This window comes from Stutzerimonas stutzeri, from assembly GCF_018138085.1.
In the GTDB taxonomy this organism is placed as follows: domain Bacteria; phylum Pseudomonadota; class Gammaproteobacteria; order Pseudomonadales; family Pseudomonadaceae; genus Stutzerimonas; species Stutzerimonas stutzeri_AI.
This window is the reverse complement of the sequence record NZ_CP073105.1, coordinates 1629348-1645043: the sequence shown is the minus strand read 5'-3', so window position 1 is coordinate 1645043 and position 15696 is coordinate 1629348. Positions and strand designations below refer to the sequence as shown.

The 15696-nt window shown below is 62.5% G+C and carries 20 protein-coding genes; 13 read left to right on the top strand and 7 right to left on the bottom strand.

Annotation, left to right across the window (positions count from 1 at the left end; genetic code table 11):
* Positions 1 to 48 precede the first annotated feature (48 nt).
* The 5 genes from KCX70_RS07715 to KCX70_RS07695 all read left to right on the top strand — a co-directional run bounded on the left by KCX70_RS07715 (position 49) and on the right by KCX70_RS07695 (position 2339).
* Entirely contained in the window at positions 49 to 546 is a 498-nt protein-coding gene (locus KCX70_RS07715) for a DUF2938 domain-containing protein (RefSeq protein ID WP_212619789.1), read from the top strand.
* A 43-nt stretch (positions 547 to 589) separates the two neighbouring features.
* Positions 590 to 1189 (top strand): flavodoxin family protein, encoded by a 600-nt coding sequence (locus KCX70_RS07710; protein ID WP_212619788.1) that lies wholly within the window; start codon positions 590 to 592, stop codon positions 1187 to 1189.
* Complete coding sequence (locus KCX70_RS07705; RefSeq protein ID WP_212619787.1) at positions 1186 to 1413, top strand: DUF2798 domain-containing protein; 228 nt, start codon at positions 1186 to 1188, stop codon at positions 1411 to 1413. The genes KCX70_RS07710 and KCX70_RS07705 overlap by 4 nt, the downstream gene beginning before the upstream one ends.
* A 205-nt stretch (positions 1414 to 1618) precedes the next feature.
* The gene (locus tag KCX70_RS07700; RefSeq protein ID WP_212619786.1) at positions 1619 to 1927 is read left to right on the top strand and encodes a putative quinol monooxygenase; all 309 of its coding nucleotides are present in this window, start codon (positions 1619 to 1621) and stop codon (positions 1925 to 1927) included.
* A 25-nt stretch (positions 1928 to 1952) separates the two neighbouring features.
* Positions 1953 to 2339 carry an ester cyclase gene (locus tag KCX70_RS07695; RefSeq protein WP_212619785.1) on the top strand — a complete coding sequence of 129 codons (387 nt, stop codon included), beginning with the start codon at positions 1953 to 1955 and terminating at the stop codon, positions 2337 to 2339.
* Positions 2340 to 2444: 105 nt separating this feature from the next.
* Here the strand turns inward: KCX70_RS07695 and KCX70_RS07690 are convergent, their stop codons facing one another.
* A complete protein-coding gene (locus KCX70_RS07690) occupies positions 2445 to 3182 on the bottom strand; it encodes a GntR family transcriptional regulator (protein ID WP_212619784.1) in 738 nt (245 codons plus the stop codon).
* Between the two features lie 211 nt (positions 3183 to 3393).
* Between KCX70_RS07690 and KCX70_RS07685 the strand changes: the two genes are divergently transcribed.
* The 4 genes from KCX70_RS07685 to KCX70_RS07670 all read left to right on the top strand — a co-directional run bounded on the left by KCX70_RS07685 (position 3394) and on the right by KCX70_RS07670 (position 8123).
* A complete protein-coding gene (locus KCX70_RS07685; protein ID WP_212619783.1) occupies positions 3394 to 4227 on the top strand; it encodes an amidohydrolase family protein in 834 nt (277 codons plus the stop codon).
* 29 nt (positions 4228 to 4256) lie between these two features.
* Positions 4257 to 5558 (top strand): SLC13 family permease, encoded by a 1302-nt coding sequence (locus tag KCX70_RS07680; protein ID WP_249121715.1) that lies wholly within the window; start codon positions 4257 to 4259, stop codon positions 5556 to 5558.
* Positions 5559 to 5671: 113 nt separating this feature from the next.
* Positions 5672 to 7594: a methyl-accepting chemotaxis protein gene (locus tag KCX70_RS07675; protein WP_102846212.1), complete on the top strand. Its 1923-nt coding sequence runs from the start codon at positions 5672 to 5674 to the stop codon at positions 7592 to 7594.
* 181 nt (positions 7595 to 7775) lie between these two features.
* Positions 7776 to 8123: a cupin domain-containing protein gene (locus KCX70_RS07670; protein ID WP_212619782.1), complete on the top strand. Its 348-nt coding sequence runs from the start codon at positions 7776 to 7778 to the stop codon at positions 8121 to 8123.
* Positions 8124 to 8253: 130 nt separating this feature from the next.
* Here the strand turns inward: KCX70_RS07670 and KCX70_RS07665 are convergent, their stop codons facing one another.
* The 5 genes from KCX70_RS07665 to KCX70_RS07650 all read right to left on the bottom strand — a co-directional run bounded on the left by KCX70_RS07665 (position 8254) and on the right by KCX70_RS07650 (position 10962).
* Positions 8254 to 9144: an NAD(P)/FAD-dependent oxidoreductase gene (locus KCX70_RS07665; protein ID WP_212619781.1), complete on the bottom strand. Its 891-nt coding sequence runs from the start codon at positions 9142 to 9144 to the stop codon at positions 8254 to 8256.
* A gap of 96 nt (positions 9145 to 9240) precedes the next feature.
* A complete protein-coding gene (locus KCX70_RS07660; RefSeq protein WP_212619780.1) occupies positions 9241 to 9699 on the bottom strand; it encodes an Rrf2 family transcriptional regulator in 459 nt (152 codons plus the stop codon).
* Between the two features lie 83 nt (positions 9700 to 9782).
* On the bottom strand, positions 9783 to 10385 hold the full coding sequence (locus tag KCX70_RS07655) for a DJ-1/PfpI family protein (RefSeq protein WP_212619779.1): 603 nt from the start codon (positions 10383 to 10385) through the stop codon (positions 9783 to 9785).
* Positions 10386 to 10512: 127 nt separating this feature from the next.
* Positions 10513 to 10641, bottom strand: coding sequence for a hypothetical protein (locus KCX70_RS23410; protein WP_021207614.1), 129 nt, complete (start codon positions 10639 to 10641; stop codon positions 10513 to 10515).
* Between the two features lie 153 nt (positions 10642 to 10794).
* Complete coding sequence (locus KCX70_RS07650; protein ID WP_212620415.1) at positions 10795 to 10962, bottom strand: hypothetical protein; 168 nt, start codon at positions 10960 to 10962, stop codon at positions 10795 to 10797.
* A gap of 337 nt (positions 10963 to 11299) precedes the next feature.
* Here KCX70_RS07650 and KCX70_RS07645 point away from each other — a divergent pair, with 337 nt between their 5' ends.
* The gene (locus KCX70_RS07645; protein ID WP_212619778.1) at positions 11300 to 11905 is read left to right on the top strand and encodes a hypothetical protein; all 606 of its coding nucleotides are present in this window, start codon (positions 11300 to 11302) and stop codon (positions 11903 to 11905) included.
* Between the two features lie 14 nt (positions 11906 to 11919).
* The gene (locus KCX70_RS07640; protein ID WP_212619777.1) at positions 11920 to 12498 is read left to right on the top strand and encodes a hypothetical protein; all 579 of its coding nucleotides are present in this window, start codon (positions 11920 to 11922) and stop codon (positions 12496 to 12498) included.
* A gap of 116 nt (positions 12499 to 12614) precedes the next feature.
* Here KCX70_RS07640 and KCX70_RS07635 read toward each other — a convergent pair whose 3' ends face one another.
* Positions 12615 to 13466 carry a CAP domain-containing protein gene (locus tag KCX70_RS07635; RefSeq protein WP_249121714.1) on the bottom strand — a complete coding sequence of 284 codons (852 nt, stop codon included), beginning with the start codon at positions 13464 to 13466 and terminating at the stop codon, positions 12615 to 12617.
* A 156-nt stretch (positions 13467 to 13622) separates the two neighbouring features.
* Here KCX70_RS07635 and KCX70_RS07630 point away from each other — a divergent pair, with 156 nt between their 5' ends.
* Positions 13623 to 14324: a response regulator transcription factor gene (locus tag KCX70_RS07630; protein ID WP_212619776.1), complete on the top strand. Its 702-nt coding sequence runs from the start codon at positions 13623 to 13625 to the stop codon at positions 14322 to 14324.
* Positions 14324 to 15655, top strand: a complete 1332-nt coding sequence (locus KCX70_RS07625) for a HAMP domain-containing sensor histidine kinase (protein WP_212619775.1) — start codon at positions 14324 to 14326, stop codon at positions 15653 to 15655. Before KCX70_RS07630 ends, KCX70_RS07625 begins: the two co-directional genes overlap by 1 nt.
* Positions 15656 to 15696 lie beyond the last annotated feature (41 nt).

Below are 15696 nucleotides of genomic sequence, written 5' to 3'. Positions count from 1 at the left end.
CGTAGAGTCGCGCCGAAACACCAATCGGTCAATCAGCGGGAGGCTTTCATGACATCACTGACGCACTCACTCATTCTGGCCTGCGGCCTCGGTATCGGCGCCACCGCGGTCATGGACCTGTGGTTGATGGTCCTCAACCGTCTGGGTGTGACGACACTCAACTTCGCTTTCATTGGGCGCTGGGGCGGCCATTTGCTGCGCGGTCAGCTTAGGCATGCGGCGATCGCCAGATCGCATCCCATCAGAGGCGAACTGGCTCTCGGCTGGCTGTTGCACTACGCCACCGGTATCGCCTTCGCCGCGCTGCTGCTCGCCCTTCAAGGCAGCGCATGGGCCGTCGAACCGACCCTGTTGCCGGCACTGACGATGGGGCTCGCCACCGTCATTGTCCCCCTGTTCCTTATCCAGCCCGCCATGGGCTCCGGCTTCGCCGCGCGCCGGACGCCCACGCCGCTGAAGAATTGCCTGCGCAGTTTGGCCAATCATGGCGTGTTCGGACTCGGCCTGTACCTGTCCGCCGTCGCGCTCGACGGCTGGCTGAAATGAACGAGCCACTTCTTACCCACGAAAAGCAGTTGGAGAGCACGCCATGACACAGATCGCAGTCATCTACCACAGCGCCCATGGACACACCGCGCACATCGCCCGAATGATCATCGAAGGTATCGGCCAGGTGCCCGGCATCGAAGCGCAGCTGCTCGAGGCCGGGGCGCTTGTCTCAGCGCCCAACACAGTGCTGCCGTTCGACGGTTATATCCTCGGCTCGCCGACTTATCTGGGTGGCGTATCCGCGCCGGTCAAGGCGTTCATGGATGCCACCGGGCCGCTGTGGCGCACGCAACAACTACGCGGCAAGCTGGCCGCCGGCTTCACCGTATCCTCGCTACCGGCCGGAGACAAACAGTCGACATTGTTGTCGATGTTCACCTTCTGCATGCAGCACGGGATGCTCTGGGTGGGCAACCCGATCCTCCCTGAGCAGCATCAGGGCGTGCCTTATGAGGAGGCTGCCAATCGCCTGGGCTCCTGGTCCGGGCTGATGGCACAGGCTGACAAGCAGTCGGCGTCCGATGCCTTCGCGCCGGGCGATATCAAGACAGCGCGGATGTTCGGCCAACACTTCGCCGAGACCCTGCTGCGCCTGCATGGCCAGCCACCATTCGCCGCGAAGCGGGAGGCACGCTCATGATCGCCCGTCGATACGCCCCGCTGCTGTTCGCCCTGCTGCTTTCCGGGTTCATGTCGCTGATGGTGTCCGGCATCTCGACGCTGCGTGCGACGGGCCCGGTGCCCGGCTTTTTCGAGCTCTGGATCAGCGCATGGCTGGCCGCCTGGCTGTTCGCCTTTCCTGCGGTGCTGGTGGTCACGCCATTGGCCCGTCGCGCGGTCGAGCGACTGGTCAGGAACGATTGATTGGCAGGTCCGAGCCAGACGTGGCGAGCTGCAACGCCACGTCTGTACAGCGCGACCGTCGGCTCGCGTGGCCAACGCTATAGCAACGATATGGGCTGGAAATAACGCGTGGAAAAGGCTTCGCCGTTTTCCACCCTACGGCCCCGACCGATGCGGCGGCTCTGCTAGGCTCAATCGTTCGTTCATCAGCGAAGACACCACAACCATGTACGGTCTGATTGCAAAGATTAACGTTGTGTCAGGTCAGCGTGACGCGCTGGCCTCCATTCTCATTGAGGGTATCAGCGGCATGCTGGGTTGCCTTAGCTATGTGGTAGCGCAAGACCCCACTGATCCTGATGCCATCTGGGTGACCGAGGTGTGGGACAACCAACACAGCCATCAGGCTTCCTTGTCATTGCCCTCGGTTCAGCAAGCCATTTCACGCGGCAAGCCGCTCATTAGCGGTTTCGGCGAGCGCTTCGAGACCCAGCCCGTTGGCGGTTATGGGCTTGGCACTAGCCTGTATGGCTGACTCACGTGCAACCTGGAGGACAACCATGACCGGCGCCGAGCTCACCGATCGCTACCGCGGCTATATCGCCTGCTTGAATGATCAGAACTGGCCGGAGCTGGACCGTTTCGTCGATGACGAGGTGCAGTACAACGGTCAGCGAGTCGGGCTGGTGGGTTATCGCAGGATGCTCGAGGAAGACTTCCGGACGATCCCGGATCTGCATTTCGATATCGCCCTGCTGACAGTCGAGCCGCCACATGTGGCGTGTCGGCTGCTGTTCGACTGCACGCCGGCAGGCATGCTGTTCGGCTTTCCGGTCAATGGAAAGAGGGTCGCCTTCAGCGAGAACGTGTTCTACGAATTCCACGATGGAAAGATTCGGCACGTTTGGTCAGTGATCGATAAGGCGGCGGTTGGCGCTCAGGTCTAGCACCCAAGGTGTGCGATCAGGGTTGCGGGTCGATTGCATCGCCAAGACGATGAAGCGGGGCTGGCAAGCCGCATAGACCGTTAGCCCGACTTGCCTGAGCTCGCCTCAGGAAATATCGATCTGATAGCGAAATCCCTCGGCCGCCGCGCGGGAGATACGGTATTCCAGTGCAGACCGGTCGTAGCCCAGGGCCGTGCGCTCGATGGTGACGACCGGCGCGCCCTCGTCGATCGACAGGGTTTTCGCCATGGCGCGGTCGGCAGCGCCGACGGTAAGGGTTTCCTTGGCCGAGGCGATGCATTGCCCGCACTGTTGCTCGTAAAACGGATAGAGCAATTCGCCAAACTGTTCGGAATCGATCTCCAACAGCGCACCAAAGCGCGTGGCAGGCAGCCAGATGTCCTCGTGAAACAGGGTGCGGCCTTCAATCATGCGCAAGCGCTCCATGTGCACGACCTGCTCGCCCTCTTCCAACTCGAGTGCCGTCGCGACTCGCTGCGACGGCTTTTGCAGCGTCTTGGACAAGATTCGGCTGGTGGGGATTTCGCGCCCGCCGCTGGCGTTGACCTGCCGGAAAAATCGCGCCAGTGAGGCATCGAAGTTGGGGCGGCGCACAAAAGTACCGCGCCCCTGGCTGCGCAACAGCAAGCCTTCGTTGACCAGCGTATCCACTGCTTTGCGCACCGTGCCAATGGCCACGCCATAGAGCTTGGTCAGTTCCGCTTCGGTCGGAATGGGTGCACCGGGCGTCCACTCGCCCGCCGCGATCTTGGCCAGCATTTCTTCCCGCAGACGTTGATAGAGCGGCAAGCGCTCGTCGTATCCGAGTGTCGAGGCATTCATCTTTGTATCGGTCCTGTTGTTAGCACAATCACTCTACCACTGACCCGTCGATTGACAGATATCCACCGCTGCATATATGGTCAACTATTCATATATATGACTAGTTGTCAGTACGAAGGTATGACAACGGGCTTCGGCTTGCGTTTCGCGACCTGACCTCGGCGCCCGAAGACGCGCGTCACAACAACAAATCGACAGGGTTATTTTGCTTATGACCGGCCTTCAACCGCCCGCCCTCACCGGCGTGGACACCCACGCTCACATTTTCCACCAGGATCTGCCGATGGCGCCGGACCGCCGTTACAGCCCGCATTACGATGCGCAGGTGGAGCAGTACCTCGAGCACCTCGATCGCAACGGGCTGTCGCACGGCGTGCTGATCCAGCCGAGTTTTCTCGGCACCGACAACCAGTTCATGCTCGATGCGCTCCGTCGCTATCCGCAGCGCCTGCGCGGCGTCGCGGTGGTCGATGCACAGATCAGCGAGGCGCAGCTGGACGAATTGGCCGAGGCCGGTGTGGTGGGCATTCGCCTGAATCTCATCGGCAAGTCATTGACCGACTACAGCGGCCCCGTCTGGCAGGCCCTGTTCAAGCGGCTGGCGTCGCGTGGCTGGCAGGTCGAAATCCAGCGCGGCATTGACGACGTGGCGTTGGTTGCGGCATCGATCCTGGCGTGCGGCGTCCGGGTGGTCATCGATCACTTCGGCCTGCCGAATGGTGGCATCGATGTCCAGAAGCCCAGCCACCAGGCCTTTCTCGAGTTGCTCGCAGAGGAGCGCGTATGGCTCAAGTTGTCGGCGCCCTACCGCAGCCATTCAGGGCTGGCCGAAGCCTCGCGAGTACTGGCACAGGCGCGTGAGGCCAGCGGCGGCATCGAGCGATTCCTCTGGGGCAGCGATTGGCCCAACACCCAGTTCGAAGATCACACCGACTACGACCGGCAGGTCGCCTTCATCGAGGCACTGCTGCCGGACGCGGGCGAGCGCGCCCAGGTGCTGATGGATAACCCGGCGAAGCTGTTCGGCTTCGGCGTTTCCCGCTAAACGTTCATAACAACAATAGGACTTTCATCATGATGAGCCTGCTCGTGGTCGCGGCAATCGTTGTCGCCGTCGCCCTTGGCTACAAGACCAAGATCAACATCGGTCTGTTCGCCATCGCCTTCGCCTACCTGATCGGTTGTTTCGGTATGGGCCTCAGCCCGTCCGAGGTCATCAGCATGTGGCCATTGAAGATCTTCTTCATCATCTTCTCGGTCTGCCTGTTCTACAGTTTCGCCACGGTCAACGGCACCCTGGAGAAGCTGGCCGAGCATCTGATCTATCACTGCCGATCGGTGCCGCAGCTGTTGCCGTTCGCGGTGTTCTTCACCGCGACGGTGATCTCCGCGATGGGCGCCGGTTATTACACGGTGCTGGCGTTCATGGCGCCGATCACCCTGCTGCTTTGCGAGCGTACGGGCATGAGCCTGATCGCTGGCGGGATGGCGGTGAACTACGGCGCCTTGAGCGGGGCCAACTTCGTTTCCAGCCAGAGCGGCATCATCTTCCGCGGCTTGATGGTCAACGCCGGCATCCCGGAAAACGACGCTTTCATCAACGCGGCGGGCATCTTCGTCAGTACGCTGGTGATCCCGCTGCTGGTGATTTCCGTGCTGGTGTTCCTGACCGGGCATGGCAAGGCGATGAAAGCGTCGGGCTATGTTGCGGCCGAGCCGACGCCGCTGAACCGCGAGCAGAAGACGACGCTGTGGCTGACGCTGACGATGATGGCCATCGTGCTGGCGGCGCCGATCGCGCACATTGCCCTGCCCGATAACTCGACCGTCACGTTCATCAATTCGAAGATGGACATCGGCCTGATCGCCAGCCTGTTTTCGGTCATCGCCCTGCTGCTGAAGCTGGGCGACGAGCGCAAGGCCATGGCCTCGGTGCCCTGGGCCACGCTGATCATGATCTGCGGCGTGGGCATGCTGATTTCGGTCGCCATCAAGGCCGGCACCATCGACCTGCTGGCATCGTGGATGGGCAACAGCATCCCTCCGATCATGGTGCCGATCGTCTTCGGCGTGGTGGCGGCGTTCATGTCGCTGTTCTCCAGTACGCTCGGGGTCGTCACACCGGCGCTGTTCCCCATGGTGCCGCCGATCGCCACGGCGCTGGGACTCGATCCGATGTTCCTGTTCATCGCCATCGTCGTCGGTGCACAGGCCACCTCGATCTCGCCGTTCTCCTCCGGTGGCAGCCTGATCCTGGGTTCCTGTCCCACGGAGCAGAGCCGCACCTCGCTGTTCCCGCAGTTGCTGTTCCGCGCCGCGCCTCTGGGCTTCGTCGCCGCCCTGATCTTCAACGCGCTGCTGACGTTCGTCTACTGACCCACCCGCGATAGCCCGGTGCTCGGCACCGGGTACACCCTGCCCTCTGCGCACAGGGCAATGCCAGGACCTATCGGCGCCGGAACCCACTTATGGACAGGAGGAAACACCTAATGAAGAACTGGTTTGCCGATATCAGCATGACCCGCAAGCTGGCGATCGGCTTCGGCTCGGTGCTTTTGCTCACGGCCGCGCTGGCCGTCTATGGCTGGCACAGCTTGGGCAGCGTGACACACCGCGGCGCCCTGATGGCGCAGATCGCTTCGCTGAACGAGTCGCTGGGCGAGCTGAGAGCGGCGCGCCTGCAATACATGCTCGACAACGGCGACGAGAAATCAGCCGAGGCCGTGAATGCGGCGCTGGACAGGTTCGCAGGGCGGCTCGCGGAGATCTCACCAAACTTCTCCGGCCCCGAGAACGTGGCGCGCCTGCGCAAGCAAGGCGAGCAGATCCAGGGCTATCGCGCGGCGCTGCAGAAGATGCGCGACGCCTATGCTGCCGGCACTGCCGCCCGAGCGGACATGGGCACGCATGCCACGCTCGCCAGCGAGCCCATCGACACTATGGGTAAAACGGTGGAGCGGATGCCTGCCGACGCCGAAAACCGCTACGCGGGGCTCAAGGCGATCTCCGAACTGCGCATGAACTGGCAGTTGGTGCGCTACCAGATGCGTGGCTACAACACGACCCCCACCATCGAGGTCGCTGCCAAGGTCGAGCAGCAGATTGCCCAGGCCCGGCAATCGGCCGCGCGCCTGAAAGCTGTGCTCGGAGAAGAATTTTCCGCTCAGGTGGCTATCACCGAGCAGGCGCTCGACGGGTATCTGGTCGCGCTCAAAGCGGTCGTCGCCCAGACCGAGGCGATCGCAGCGGCACGCCAGGAAATGGCGAGTCAGACGGAGGAAATCAGCCGTCTCGGCCTCGCCCTGACGCAGGACCAGAACGCCAGACTTGATCAGGACACCAGCCAGGCTCGGATTACCCAGGTCACCGTTGCGGTGCTGGCGTTGCTTATCGGCATGCTGGCCGCCTGGCTGATCACCCGGCAAATCACCCAACCTCTGGCGGATACGCTGGCGGTCGTGCGGAATATCGCCGCGGGCGATCTGACCGACCAACGCCGCATCGAGCGCCAGGATGAAATGGGTGCGCTGCAGCAGGGCGTGATGGGCATGGCGGCGACCTTGCGGGAGCTCATCAGCGGTATCCGCGACAGCGTTACGCAGATGGCCAGCGCCGCCGAGCAACTGTCGGCCATTACCGAGCAGACCAGCGTCGGCATGAACGGTCAGAAGATCGAGACAGACCAGGTCGCTACGGCGATGCACGAGATGTCCGCCACGGTGCAGGAGGTTGCGCGCAATGCCGAGGATGCGTCGCAAGCGGCCAGTGACGCGGACCGCGAGGCACGTGCGGGCGATGCCGTGGTATCCGAGGCGGTCACCCAGATCGAGCGCTTGTCCGAGGAAATGCTGCGTTCCACCGAGGCCATGGCCAAGCTGGAGTCCGAAAGCAACCGAATCGGCAGCGTCATGGACGTGATCAAGACGGTAGCCGAGCAAACCAACCTGCTGGCCCTCAATGCGGCGATCGAGGCTGCACGTGCCGGTGAAGCGGGACGTGGCTTCGCGGTGGTGGCCGACGAGGTGCGCGGCCTGGCTCAGCGCACGCAGAAATCGACCGAAGAGATCGAACAGCTGGTTGCCGGCCTGCAACAGGGCACGCAACAGGTGGCCGCTGCCATGCAGAACAGCCACAACCTGACCGAAAGCAGCGTCGAACTCACGCGCAAAGCTGGCCTGGCGCTCAACGATATCACCGCCAAGGTCTCGAACATCCAGGCGATGAACCAGCAGATCGCCGCCGCTGCCGAAGAGCAAGGCGCCGTTGCCGAAGAGATCAGCCGCAGCGTGATCAACGTGCGCGACATTTCCGAGCAGACCGCCACGGCCAGTGACGAGACCGCGGCATCGAGTGTCGAACTGGCTCGCCTTGGCGGTGAGTTGCAGGCGATGGTCAGCCGCTTTCGCGTTTAGGGCAACGCGCATCGCTCACTAGATCGAAGCCAAGCGAAGCTTCGTGGCAAATACTCACTGCGCGGTGCGAATTTCCCCACCGCGCACAGCGCAGATGAGTATCCGGGTGTCGAACCCAGACATCTGGCCAGCGTAACGCCGCTCTATGGTGGGTGACCTTTACGCCTCACCAGGAGCGCCCATGGCCAATCCCCCGATCACCGTACTGCGCGATACCCAGCCCATGCCCGTCGTCGATGCCTGCAAATGGGAGCGAATCGAAGGCGATCCGCATACCGTCAACCTCAATGCCTACACCTCGGATGACGGCAGCAAGATCATGGGTACCTGGATCTGCACGCCCGGCAAATGGCGGGTGGAATACGTCAAATGGGAGTACTGCCATTTCCAGGAAGGCTACTGCATCATCACGCCGGACGGCATGGAACCCATCCACCTCAAAGCCGGCGACATCTTCGTAGTCGAGCCGGGTATGACAGGCACTTGGGAAGTCGTCGATACCGTCCGCAAGTATTTCGTCTTCGCCTGATCATCACGCAGTCGAGCGTTCCCATGCATGGCGTGGGAACGCCTCCGGCGACTGCTGATTACTCAGGGGCGGGTCCGGAGAGTCTTGGAACACGACTCGCGCTTCCCTCCCGCCCCTGCGACGTTACCCCTCAGATCCCGAACATCAGCGCCCGATGCGCCGCCACACCGGCCATCGCGCCATCGCCTACCGCCAAGGGTACCGAGCCCGCGGCCCGCGCCGCATCGCCGCAGGCGAATACGCCGGGAGTCGATGTCGCCTGGATGGGGTCGGTCTTGATGAAGGGGCCGAGCGGACCCTCTTCCATTGCACAACCCAGCTGCCCGACCAGCGCCGAGACGCGCATACGCGGGGCGAGGAAGATGCCCTCGAATGGCAACTGGCGGCCATCGGCCAGCTCCGCGTTCATCGGCTCGCCTTCTTTTAGCTGGATAACCCGGGTGCGCTCCAGCGCAACACCTCGCGCTTGGAGTTGTGCCAGCTCCTCAGCGGAGGGTTCGAACGCCTCGTTGAGCAGCAATGTCGTGCTGCCCCAGTCCGGCAGCATCAACGCCTGATGCATAGAGAGCGGCGATGTCGCCAGTACGCCGATCCGGCCTTGGTCGAGTTCGTAGCCGTGGCAGTACGGACAATGGAAAACCTGTTTGCCCCACCGCTCGGCCAGCCCCGGAATCGCAGGCAGCTCATCGACGATGCCGTTGGCCAGGATCAACAGCCGTGCCCGGTGTTCGTTTCCGCGTGCATCGGTCAGACGAAAGCCCTGCTCGTCGCGCTCGACGCGGGTTACTTCGGCATGTAGCCAATCGACGGTGTCGTAGTTCATCAGTTGCGCGCGGCCTTCGGCGGCAATTTCATCCGGGGAAGTGCCATCCTGAGTCAGAAAACCATGGGACGCCGCAGCAAAACGGTTACGCCGCAGGCCTGCATCGATCACCAGCACCCGTCGGCGGGCTCGCGCCAACGGAAGTCCCGCCGACAATCCCGCGTAGCTCCCGCCGATAATGATCACGTCGTAGAACATGGCTCTCACCTCTTCGGATATTTATGTATCTTTTAAAGTTACACTAATAATCGCACGAAAAGGAAGTGCCTTCCGGTAAGGCTTCAGACACGTTGATCAGTGAGGCTTATAGGTGGCGGGCATTGCCTGGCAGGTGCTGTACAGCGCGTTGAACTGGTTCGACAGGTCGGCCAGGGTCAGCGAACCCAGCCGCTGCAGCAACAAGGCTTCAGCTTGTTGGAAGGCGTCTTCGAGCGCCGAGTTGACCACTCGCTCGACCAGGCAATCGGGGTTTTCGCGGTCCGGGCCGATGGCGAAAATGCGCGGGCCGCCGACTGCGTGGAAGATGTCCAGAAGCGTGACCTGCTGCAGATCGACCGACAGGCTCCAGCCTCCGTTGTAGCCTTTGTCGGCGCGCACATAACCGGCTTGCCTCAGGCCCGTCATGGTGCGCCGCACGACCGCCGCGTTGGTCCCTAGCATCTGCGCGATTTGCTCGGAGGTGGCCGGGCGTTCGTCACGCGCCATGTGCAGCAGGACGTGGAGCATGCGGGAAAGGCGGCTGTCGGTTCTCATGGCGGGGCTTTCGATCAGTGGCGAGGTCGGCTCGCACCATACCGCGCAACCGCTGTGAAGGCCACGCGGCGGGTCGTTCGGCGCTAGGGCAGATAAGGCTGGATATTGTTCAACGCCCGCTCGACGTAATCCGCCTTCTCCCCTACCGGAGCGACGTAGTGCAACGCCTCGGCTGTCGCATCGCGTCCCACCAGGCGCGCCAGGGTCCAGGCAGCAAGGTAGATGGAAGCCAGGCAGCCACCGGCGGTGGCCAGGTTGCCTCGCGCAAAGAAGGGCTGCTCGAGCACCTCGATGCCGGCTTCCTGTACCCAGGGTCGGGTGGTGAGGTCTGTGCAGCCGGGCACGCCGTTCAGCAGTCCCAGTTTCGCCAGGATCAGCGTGCCGGAACACTGTGCGCCGATCAGCTGCCGCTCGGCATCGAGCCGCGCCAGGATCTGCATCACGCTTGCATCCTCGGCGATCTCGCGAGTCTTGATACCACTGCCGACCAGCACCGCATCGAATGAATCGATCTCATCCAGAGACGCTTGGCGGTGCAGTCTCACGCCGTTCATGGACGTCACCGTTTCACTCGGCGACGCCAGCGAGACGCGCCATCCCGGCTGCCTGACGCGGTTCAGGATGCCAAGCGCAATGATCGAATCCAGTTCATTGAACCCGTCGAAGGTCAGAATGGCGATATGCATGGCAAGGCTCGGCGCTGAGGGACCGGCCCATTCTCATGGCATCGCGGATCGGCGAGTAGGCACAGCTACCCGTCGCGATACCGGTACAGGCCCGGAACGATGCAGCCCAGACGAGCGGCTCGCCCGTTCAGGGCTGTTTGGCCAGCACCAGCACGAACCCCACCACGATCCCGGCCAGGGCAATCATCCAGCCGATCCGGTGCGCCCGGTTCTTTTCAGCCTGGCGAACGGGGTCTATGGGTTTCTTCTTTCTCACGGTTCCACTGCCTCTCGCTAATTGGGCACGCTCCGGGAGCGTGCCGTCTCTACCCTGAACTCAACGCGCGCCTTTGTAGGCCGCGAGCGAGGGATTGTCCAGCGAGTTGCCTTCCCTTCACGCGAGAAATACGGCTGGGATCTTGTTGCGAACCTACCCCAGCGGGCTTTCCCCCGGATTCGGTTCGCTGCTGGGATCGCCTTCCTTTTTCGGCTCGGCATTCTCGCCCGACTCGGGCGCATCGCCGTATTCGTCATAATCCGGCGGCGTCAGGCCGTCCTTGAGCGGATCTTTTGGATCGGTTATGTCAGAGGTCCTCATCACGATCGGTGGAAAGACCGGAGTGGTCGCTCATTGGAACGGCGAGCTGCACCAATGTTCGCCAACAGCGCCAGTAGCGCTGGCAAATGAACGAACTCTCGTTGTAGCCAGTACAAAAATCACCAGCCTGAACCGCGCCAGTCGCTCTAGACCGTACGTCGGCGCTTGGGCGCAACAATGTGAACCAGTACCGCAGACGGAGAGCTGCGTCGCCCGTGATGGCAATATGACGCTAAACTCCGGCGCGCCCAAGGATGGCGAAAGTATCACTCCACAGAGAGCGCCGACGACCATCCACGGCAAGCCAACGCTTTCTGCAAGAATCCAAGGATGTCTCATGATCAATTTGAAATACCTAGCCGCCGCCCTGATGGGCCTGGCGCTGACAGGCTGCGTCTCCTTCACCCCGTCCGGACCGATCGGTCTGCCTTCGCACGTTGTAGAACACTCGGTGCCTGCCGGCGCGATGATCAAGGACGTGGAAGTTTCCGATACACGTCTGAACGAGACCCAGCGCAAGAACATCAGCAACGCCTTGACTGCGCAGATCGCCCAACATGTCGAGCGCGGCGAGTACTTCGAGCGCATGATCAGCTTTCCCACCAAACTGGACGACAGAGACGTCCAGCTGCAATTCAACTTCACATCTCTCAAAGGCAAGCGCACGCCGCACCCCGGCTATTTTCCAGGCGCACTGCTCACGCTGACCGTATGGATCTGGGTCAACGGCCCTATATATGTGGACAAATATGATCTCGCCGCAGAACTGCAGATTATTGATGCGGCCGGAAAGCAGGTGGCGATTTCTAAGAAAACGTTGGTGCGAAACCAGAACACCGGTCTGTGGGACTACGACTACTTCAACGGGTCGTTGGGCTCGCGGCAGCTGACCGAACTGGTCGAACAGCTGCTAACAGACGCCACCCAGCAGCTCGCACACTGACAAGGACGCCGAACATGAAAGCACTGATAGCCCTCCTCACGCTTGCCGCCTCGCTGACACTGCAGGGTTGCATGACCTACTCGCACAACACCTTGCCTGAGGTCGAACAATGGCCACTCGCCGAGTCTGCGCATACAAAGCCGAGCGCGTATATCAAGGTACAGACCGAGTACTCGGTGAACGGCACGCCCACGGCGAGCAATCCCAACATTGCCAATCTCGAAAACCTTATCAAGCAATCGTTTACAGATAGCGGACGTTTTTCCCGGGTCAGCACGCAACAGGAACCATCGGATCTCTATGTCACGGTCACCTTGCGCAATCAGGAAACCGGCAACCTCGGTCTGGCAGTGATTACCGGTGCCACCTTCTTCCTCGTTCCAGGTACGTTCGACAACACCCTGACCATGGACATGATGTTTCGCGACGGTGACGGCAACAAGCTGGGCCGGGTAGAGAAAAAGGAAAAGCTGACGACCTGGATGCACCTGTTCCTGATCTTCGCCTTGCCGTTCAACGAGTCGGCTGATGGGCTATTGACCGAACTCACGAAGAGCAATCTGGAAGCGGCGGCAAGCAAGGACCTGATCTGATTGAGTCATTGCCTCGCATGAAGGCCAAGGCGCCAAGGATGGCCTGCTCGGACTGAGCTGACTGAAGCCCGACGCGACGGATAGCGCGGGCCTGCTCTCGGTTACCGCCTTGCCTCTTATTGCCCGCCAAACATGCCCACCCAGTAAATTCCCGCATCGCTCTGCGGATCCACCGCATAGGCGGCGCCCAGTTCGCTGAACCGCGGATTCATCAGGTTGGTGCAATGACCCGGGCTTGCCAGCCAGCCTTCGACGATCTGCCGCGGCCGATCCAGCGCGGCGGCAATATTCTGGCCGACCGGGGCACCGGGATATCCGGCTAGCTCCGCCCGGTCGCCTGGCGTGCGTCCTTCACGGTCGAGGTGGCCGAAGAAGTTGCCGTTGGCCATAGCCCGGCTATGGCTTTCGGCGAGGCTGGCGAGCGTCGCGTTCCAGCTCAAGGGCGGTGCGGCGGCAAAGGCCTTGCCCGCACACTGGTGCGCGGTTGCGCGGACCCGGTTGACCTCTTCGAGCAGCCTCTGGCCTTCGGTCTGGGAGTCCTTCAGGTAGCCGCCGATCAGTGGGCGTGCCAGCACGATACGCCAATCGCGTCCGGCGCGGCTGACGCCGATATCGGCGTATTGCGGGTCGAGGACCACACGGCAGAAGCTTTCACGCAGCGCCTGCATGGCGGCCGCCGCATCGCGCGGACCGGACAGGCTGATGGCCTGCACGTTGACCATCGGGTAACCGGCACGGGCCAGCGCGCCCTGCAGATCGCCAGCGCCGGTTGCCGGCAGCACCAGACGTGAGTCGGACTGAAGCGGTGTCAGCTCTTCGCTGGCGCGGTTGCCGCAGCGCTGCACCTCGCTGCGATAGGCATTGATCGAGTCGATCAGTTGCGCCTCCCCTCCCACATCGGCAGCGAACGCAAGGCGACCGCCACCGAGCAGTGCCATCAGAAACAACGAAGACGAAAGCAGGCGCACGGGGAATCTCCAGCAACAGGTTGGCGGGACGCTGAAGATGCACCCAGCGTGCCCCGGAAGTCGAGCCCGTGCGGCAAAACGCTACCGGTCGCGCCCGCTTGCCGTGGGGCGGCACATCCAATCTATAATAGTTCTTATTTGCAGCGGAGCCCTCCATTGGCAACTTGCGCAGCTCAGCGGCTTCTGGCTATCGAGGATGACCCTATCCTCGGGCCGCACCTGAAAACATCCCTGGAAAACCGCGGTTTCGACGTGACGCTCGCCGGCGACGGCCCCACCGGCCTGGCACTGGCGCGCAATACGACCTACGACCTGATCCTGCTGGATGTCATGCTGCCGGAACTCAGCGGCATGGAGCTGCTGACCCGGTTGCGGGCGCAGCGCCGCACACCAGTGCTGATGATGTCGGCGCTGGGCAACGAGGCGCATCGCATTCAGGGCTTCGACAGCGGTGCCGACGACTACCTGCCCAAGCCCTTCAGCATCGAGGAACTGCAGGTACGCATCGCCGCCATTCTGCGCCGGGTGGCCTATGAGCGCAGCGCACCGCCGGCGGCCGACAACGACGCGATACGCTTCGAAGACCAGCGCTGCGATCTGCGCTACGAGGGGCGCTGGGTCGGCCTGACCGCCACCGAATACCGGCTAATGAAGGTGCTGCACGACACCGCTGGCGAGGTGCTGAGCAAGCCGTTTCTTTACCAGCAGGCGCTGCGCCGCGGCTATTCACAGCATGATCGCAGCCTGGACATGCACATCAGCAACATCCGCCGCAAACTGGCGCGCGAACAGGTGGCGGCCTTGCGCCTGGAATCGGTGTGGGGCAAGGGCTACGTGCTGGACCTGCAGGCCGGTTGATGCCCAATCGTCACTCACTGTTCTGGCGCCTGGTGGTGCTGGTCGCCGGCTTCTGCCTGGCAATGATCTGGGCTGGCGGCTACGTCGGCCGCCATATCGACCGGACCAGCTCCTATCTGTCGCCAGAGGCCCACGAGGTGCTCGCCGGCTATGCCGACGAGGCCCAGGCCGCCTTGCAAGCCGGTCCGCAGGCGCTGGCCCGATGGCTCGCGGACATGCACCAGCGCGAGCCGGGCTGGCTGGTCGTGGTCGATGAGCAGTTACAACCCCTCGGAGGCCAGACACTGACGGCTGAGGAGCGCCAGACGCTCACGTTCGTGCGGCACTACGAATGGCCCATGAGCCGTCGCTATGAAGGCCTGCCGCTGATATCCATCCCGATCGCTGACAGCGGCGCCCGGCTGGTCATGCGGCTACCGGAACGCTTCCGTCCGTGGCGCCACTATGCGTTGCTCAGGGCCAGCGGGGTGTATTTACCACCGGTGCTGCTGTCCGTGCTGTTCTGCTGGTTGCTCTATCGCCTGCTGGTGTCCCCATTGGACAGCTTGCGCCGACAGGCCAACGCGCTACGCGGCTACCGCCTCGACTCGCTGTTGCCGCCCGCCATCGCCCGGCGCCACGATGAACTAGGCGAGCTGGGCCGCTCGCTGGCGTACCTCACCCAGCGCCTGCGCGATTCGATCAGCCAGCAACAGCAGCTGCTGCGTGACCTTTCCCATGAGCTGCGCACCCCACTCAGCCGCCTGCGCGTGGCCTGTGAGAGCGAGCTTGGTGCCGAGGAGCTGCGCAGCCGGACCGACCGCGAGATCACCCGCATGCAGCAACTGGTCGACAGCACCCTCGAGTTCGCCTGGCTGGACAGTGAACAACCCCGCTTCGAATGCGAGCCGGTGGACGTCGCGGCGCTCTGGGACGTAATCAGCGAAAACGCCTGCTTCGAAGCCGGCTGGCCGCGCGAGCGCATCCGCGCACAAATCCCGGAAGATTGCCAGGTAATGGGCAACCTCAACGCACTGGCGCAGGCCATGGAAAACATTCTGCGCAATGCCATTCGCCACTCCCCGGCTCAGGGGACGGTGTGCCTGTCCGCCGACCGCGACGCGAACCACTGGCGGCTGTGTATCGAGGATCAGGGGCCGGGCGTGCCAACGGATCGGTTGCCGGTGATCTTCCTGCCATTCGCGAGACTCAACGCCGCCCGCCCCGGCGGCGATGGCTTTGGCCTGGGCCTGGCGATCGCTCGCGGGATGGTGCGGATGCAAGGCGGCACCCTCTGGGCCGAAAACGGCGATACCGGCCTGCGAATGACCATACGCCTGCAAAGTGTATAGATTGTAAATGCGCTTTACTCTCAAATGAGAATACTTAGCAT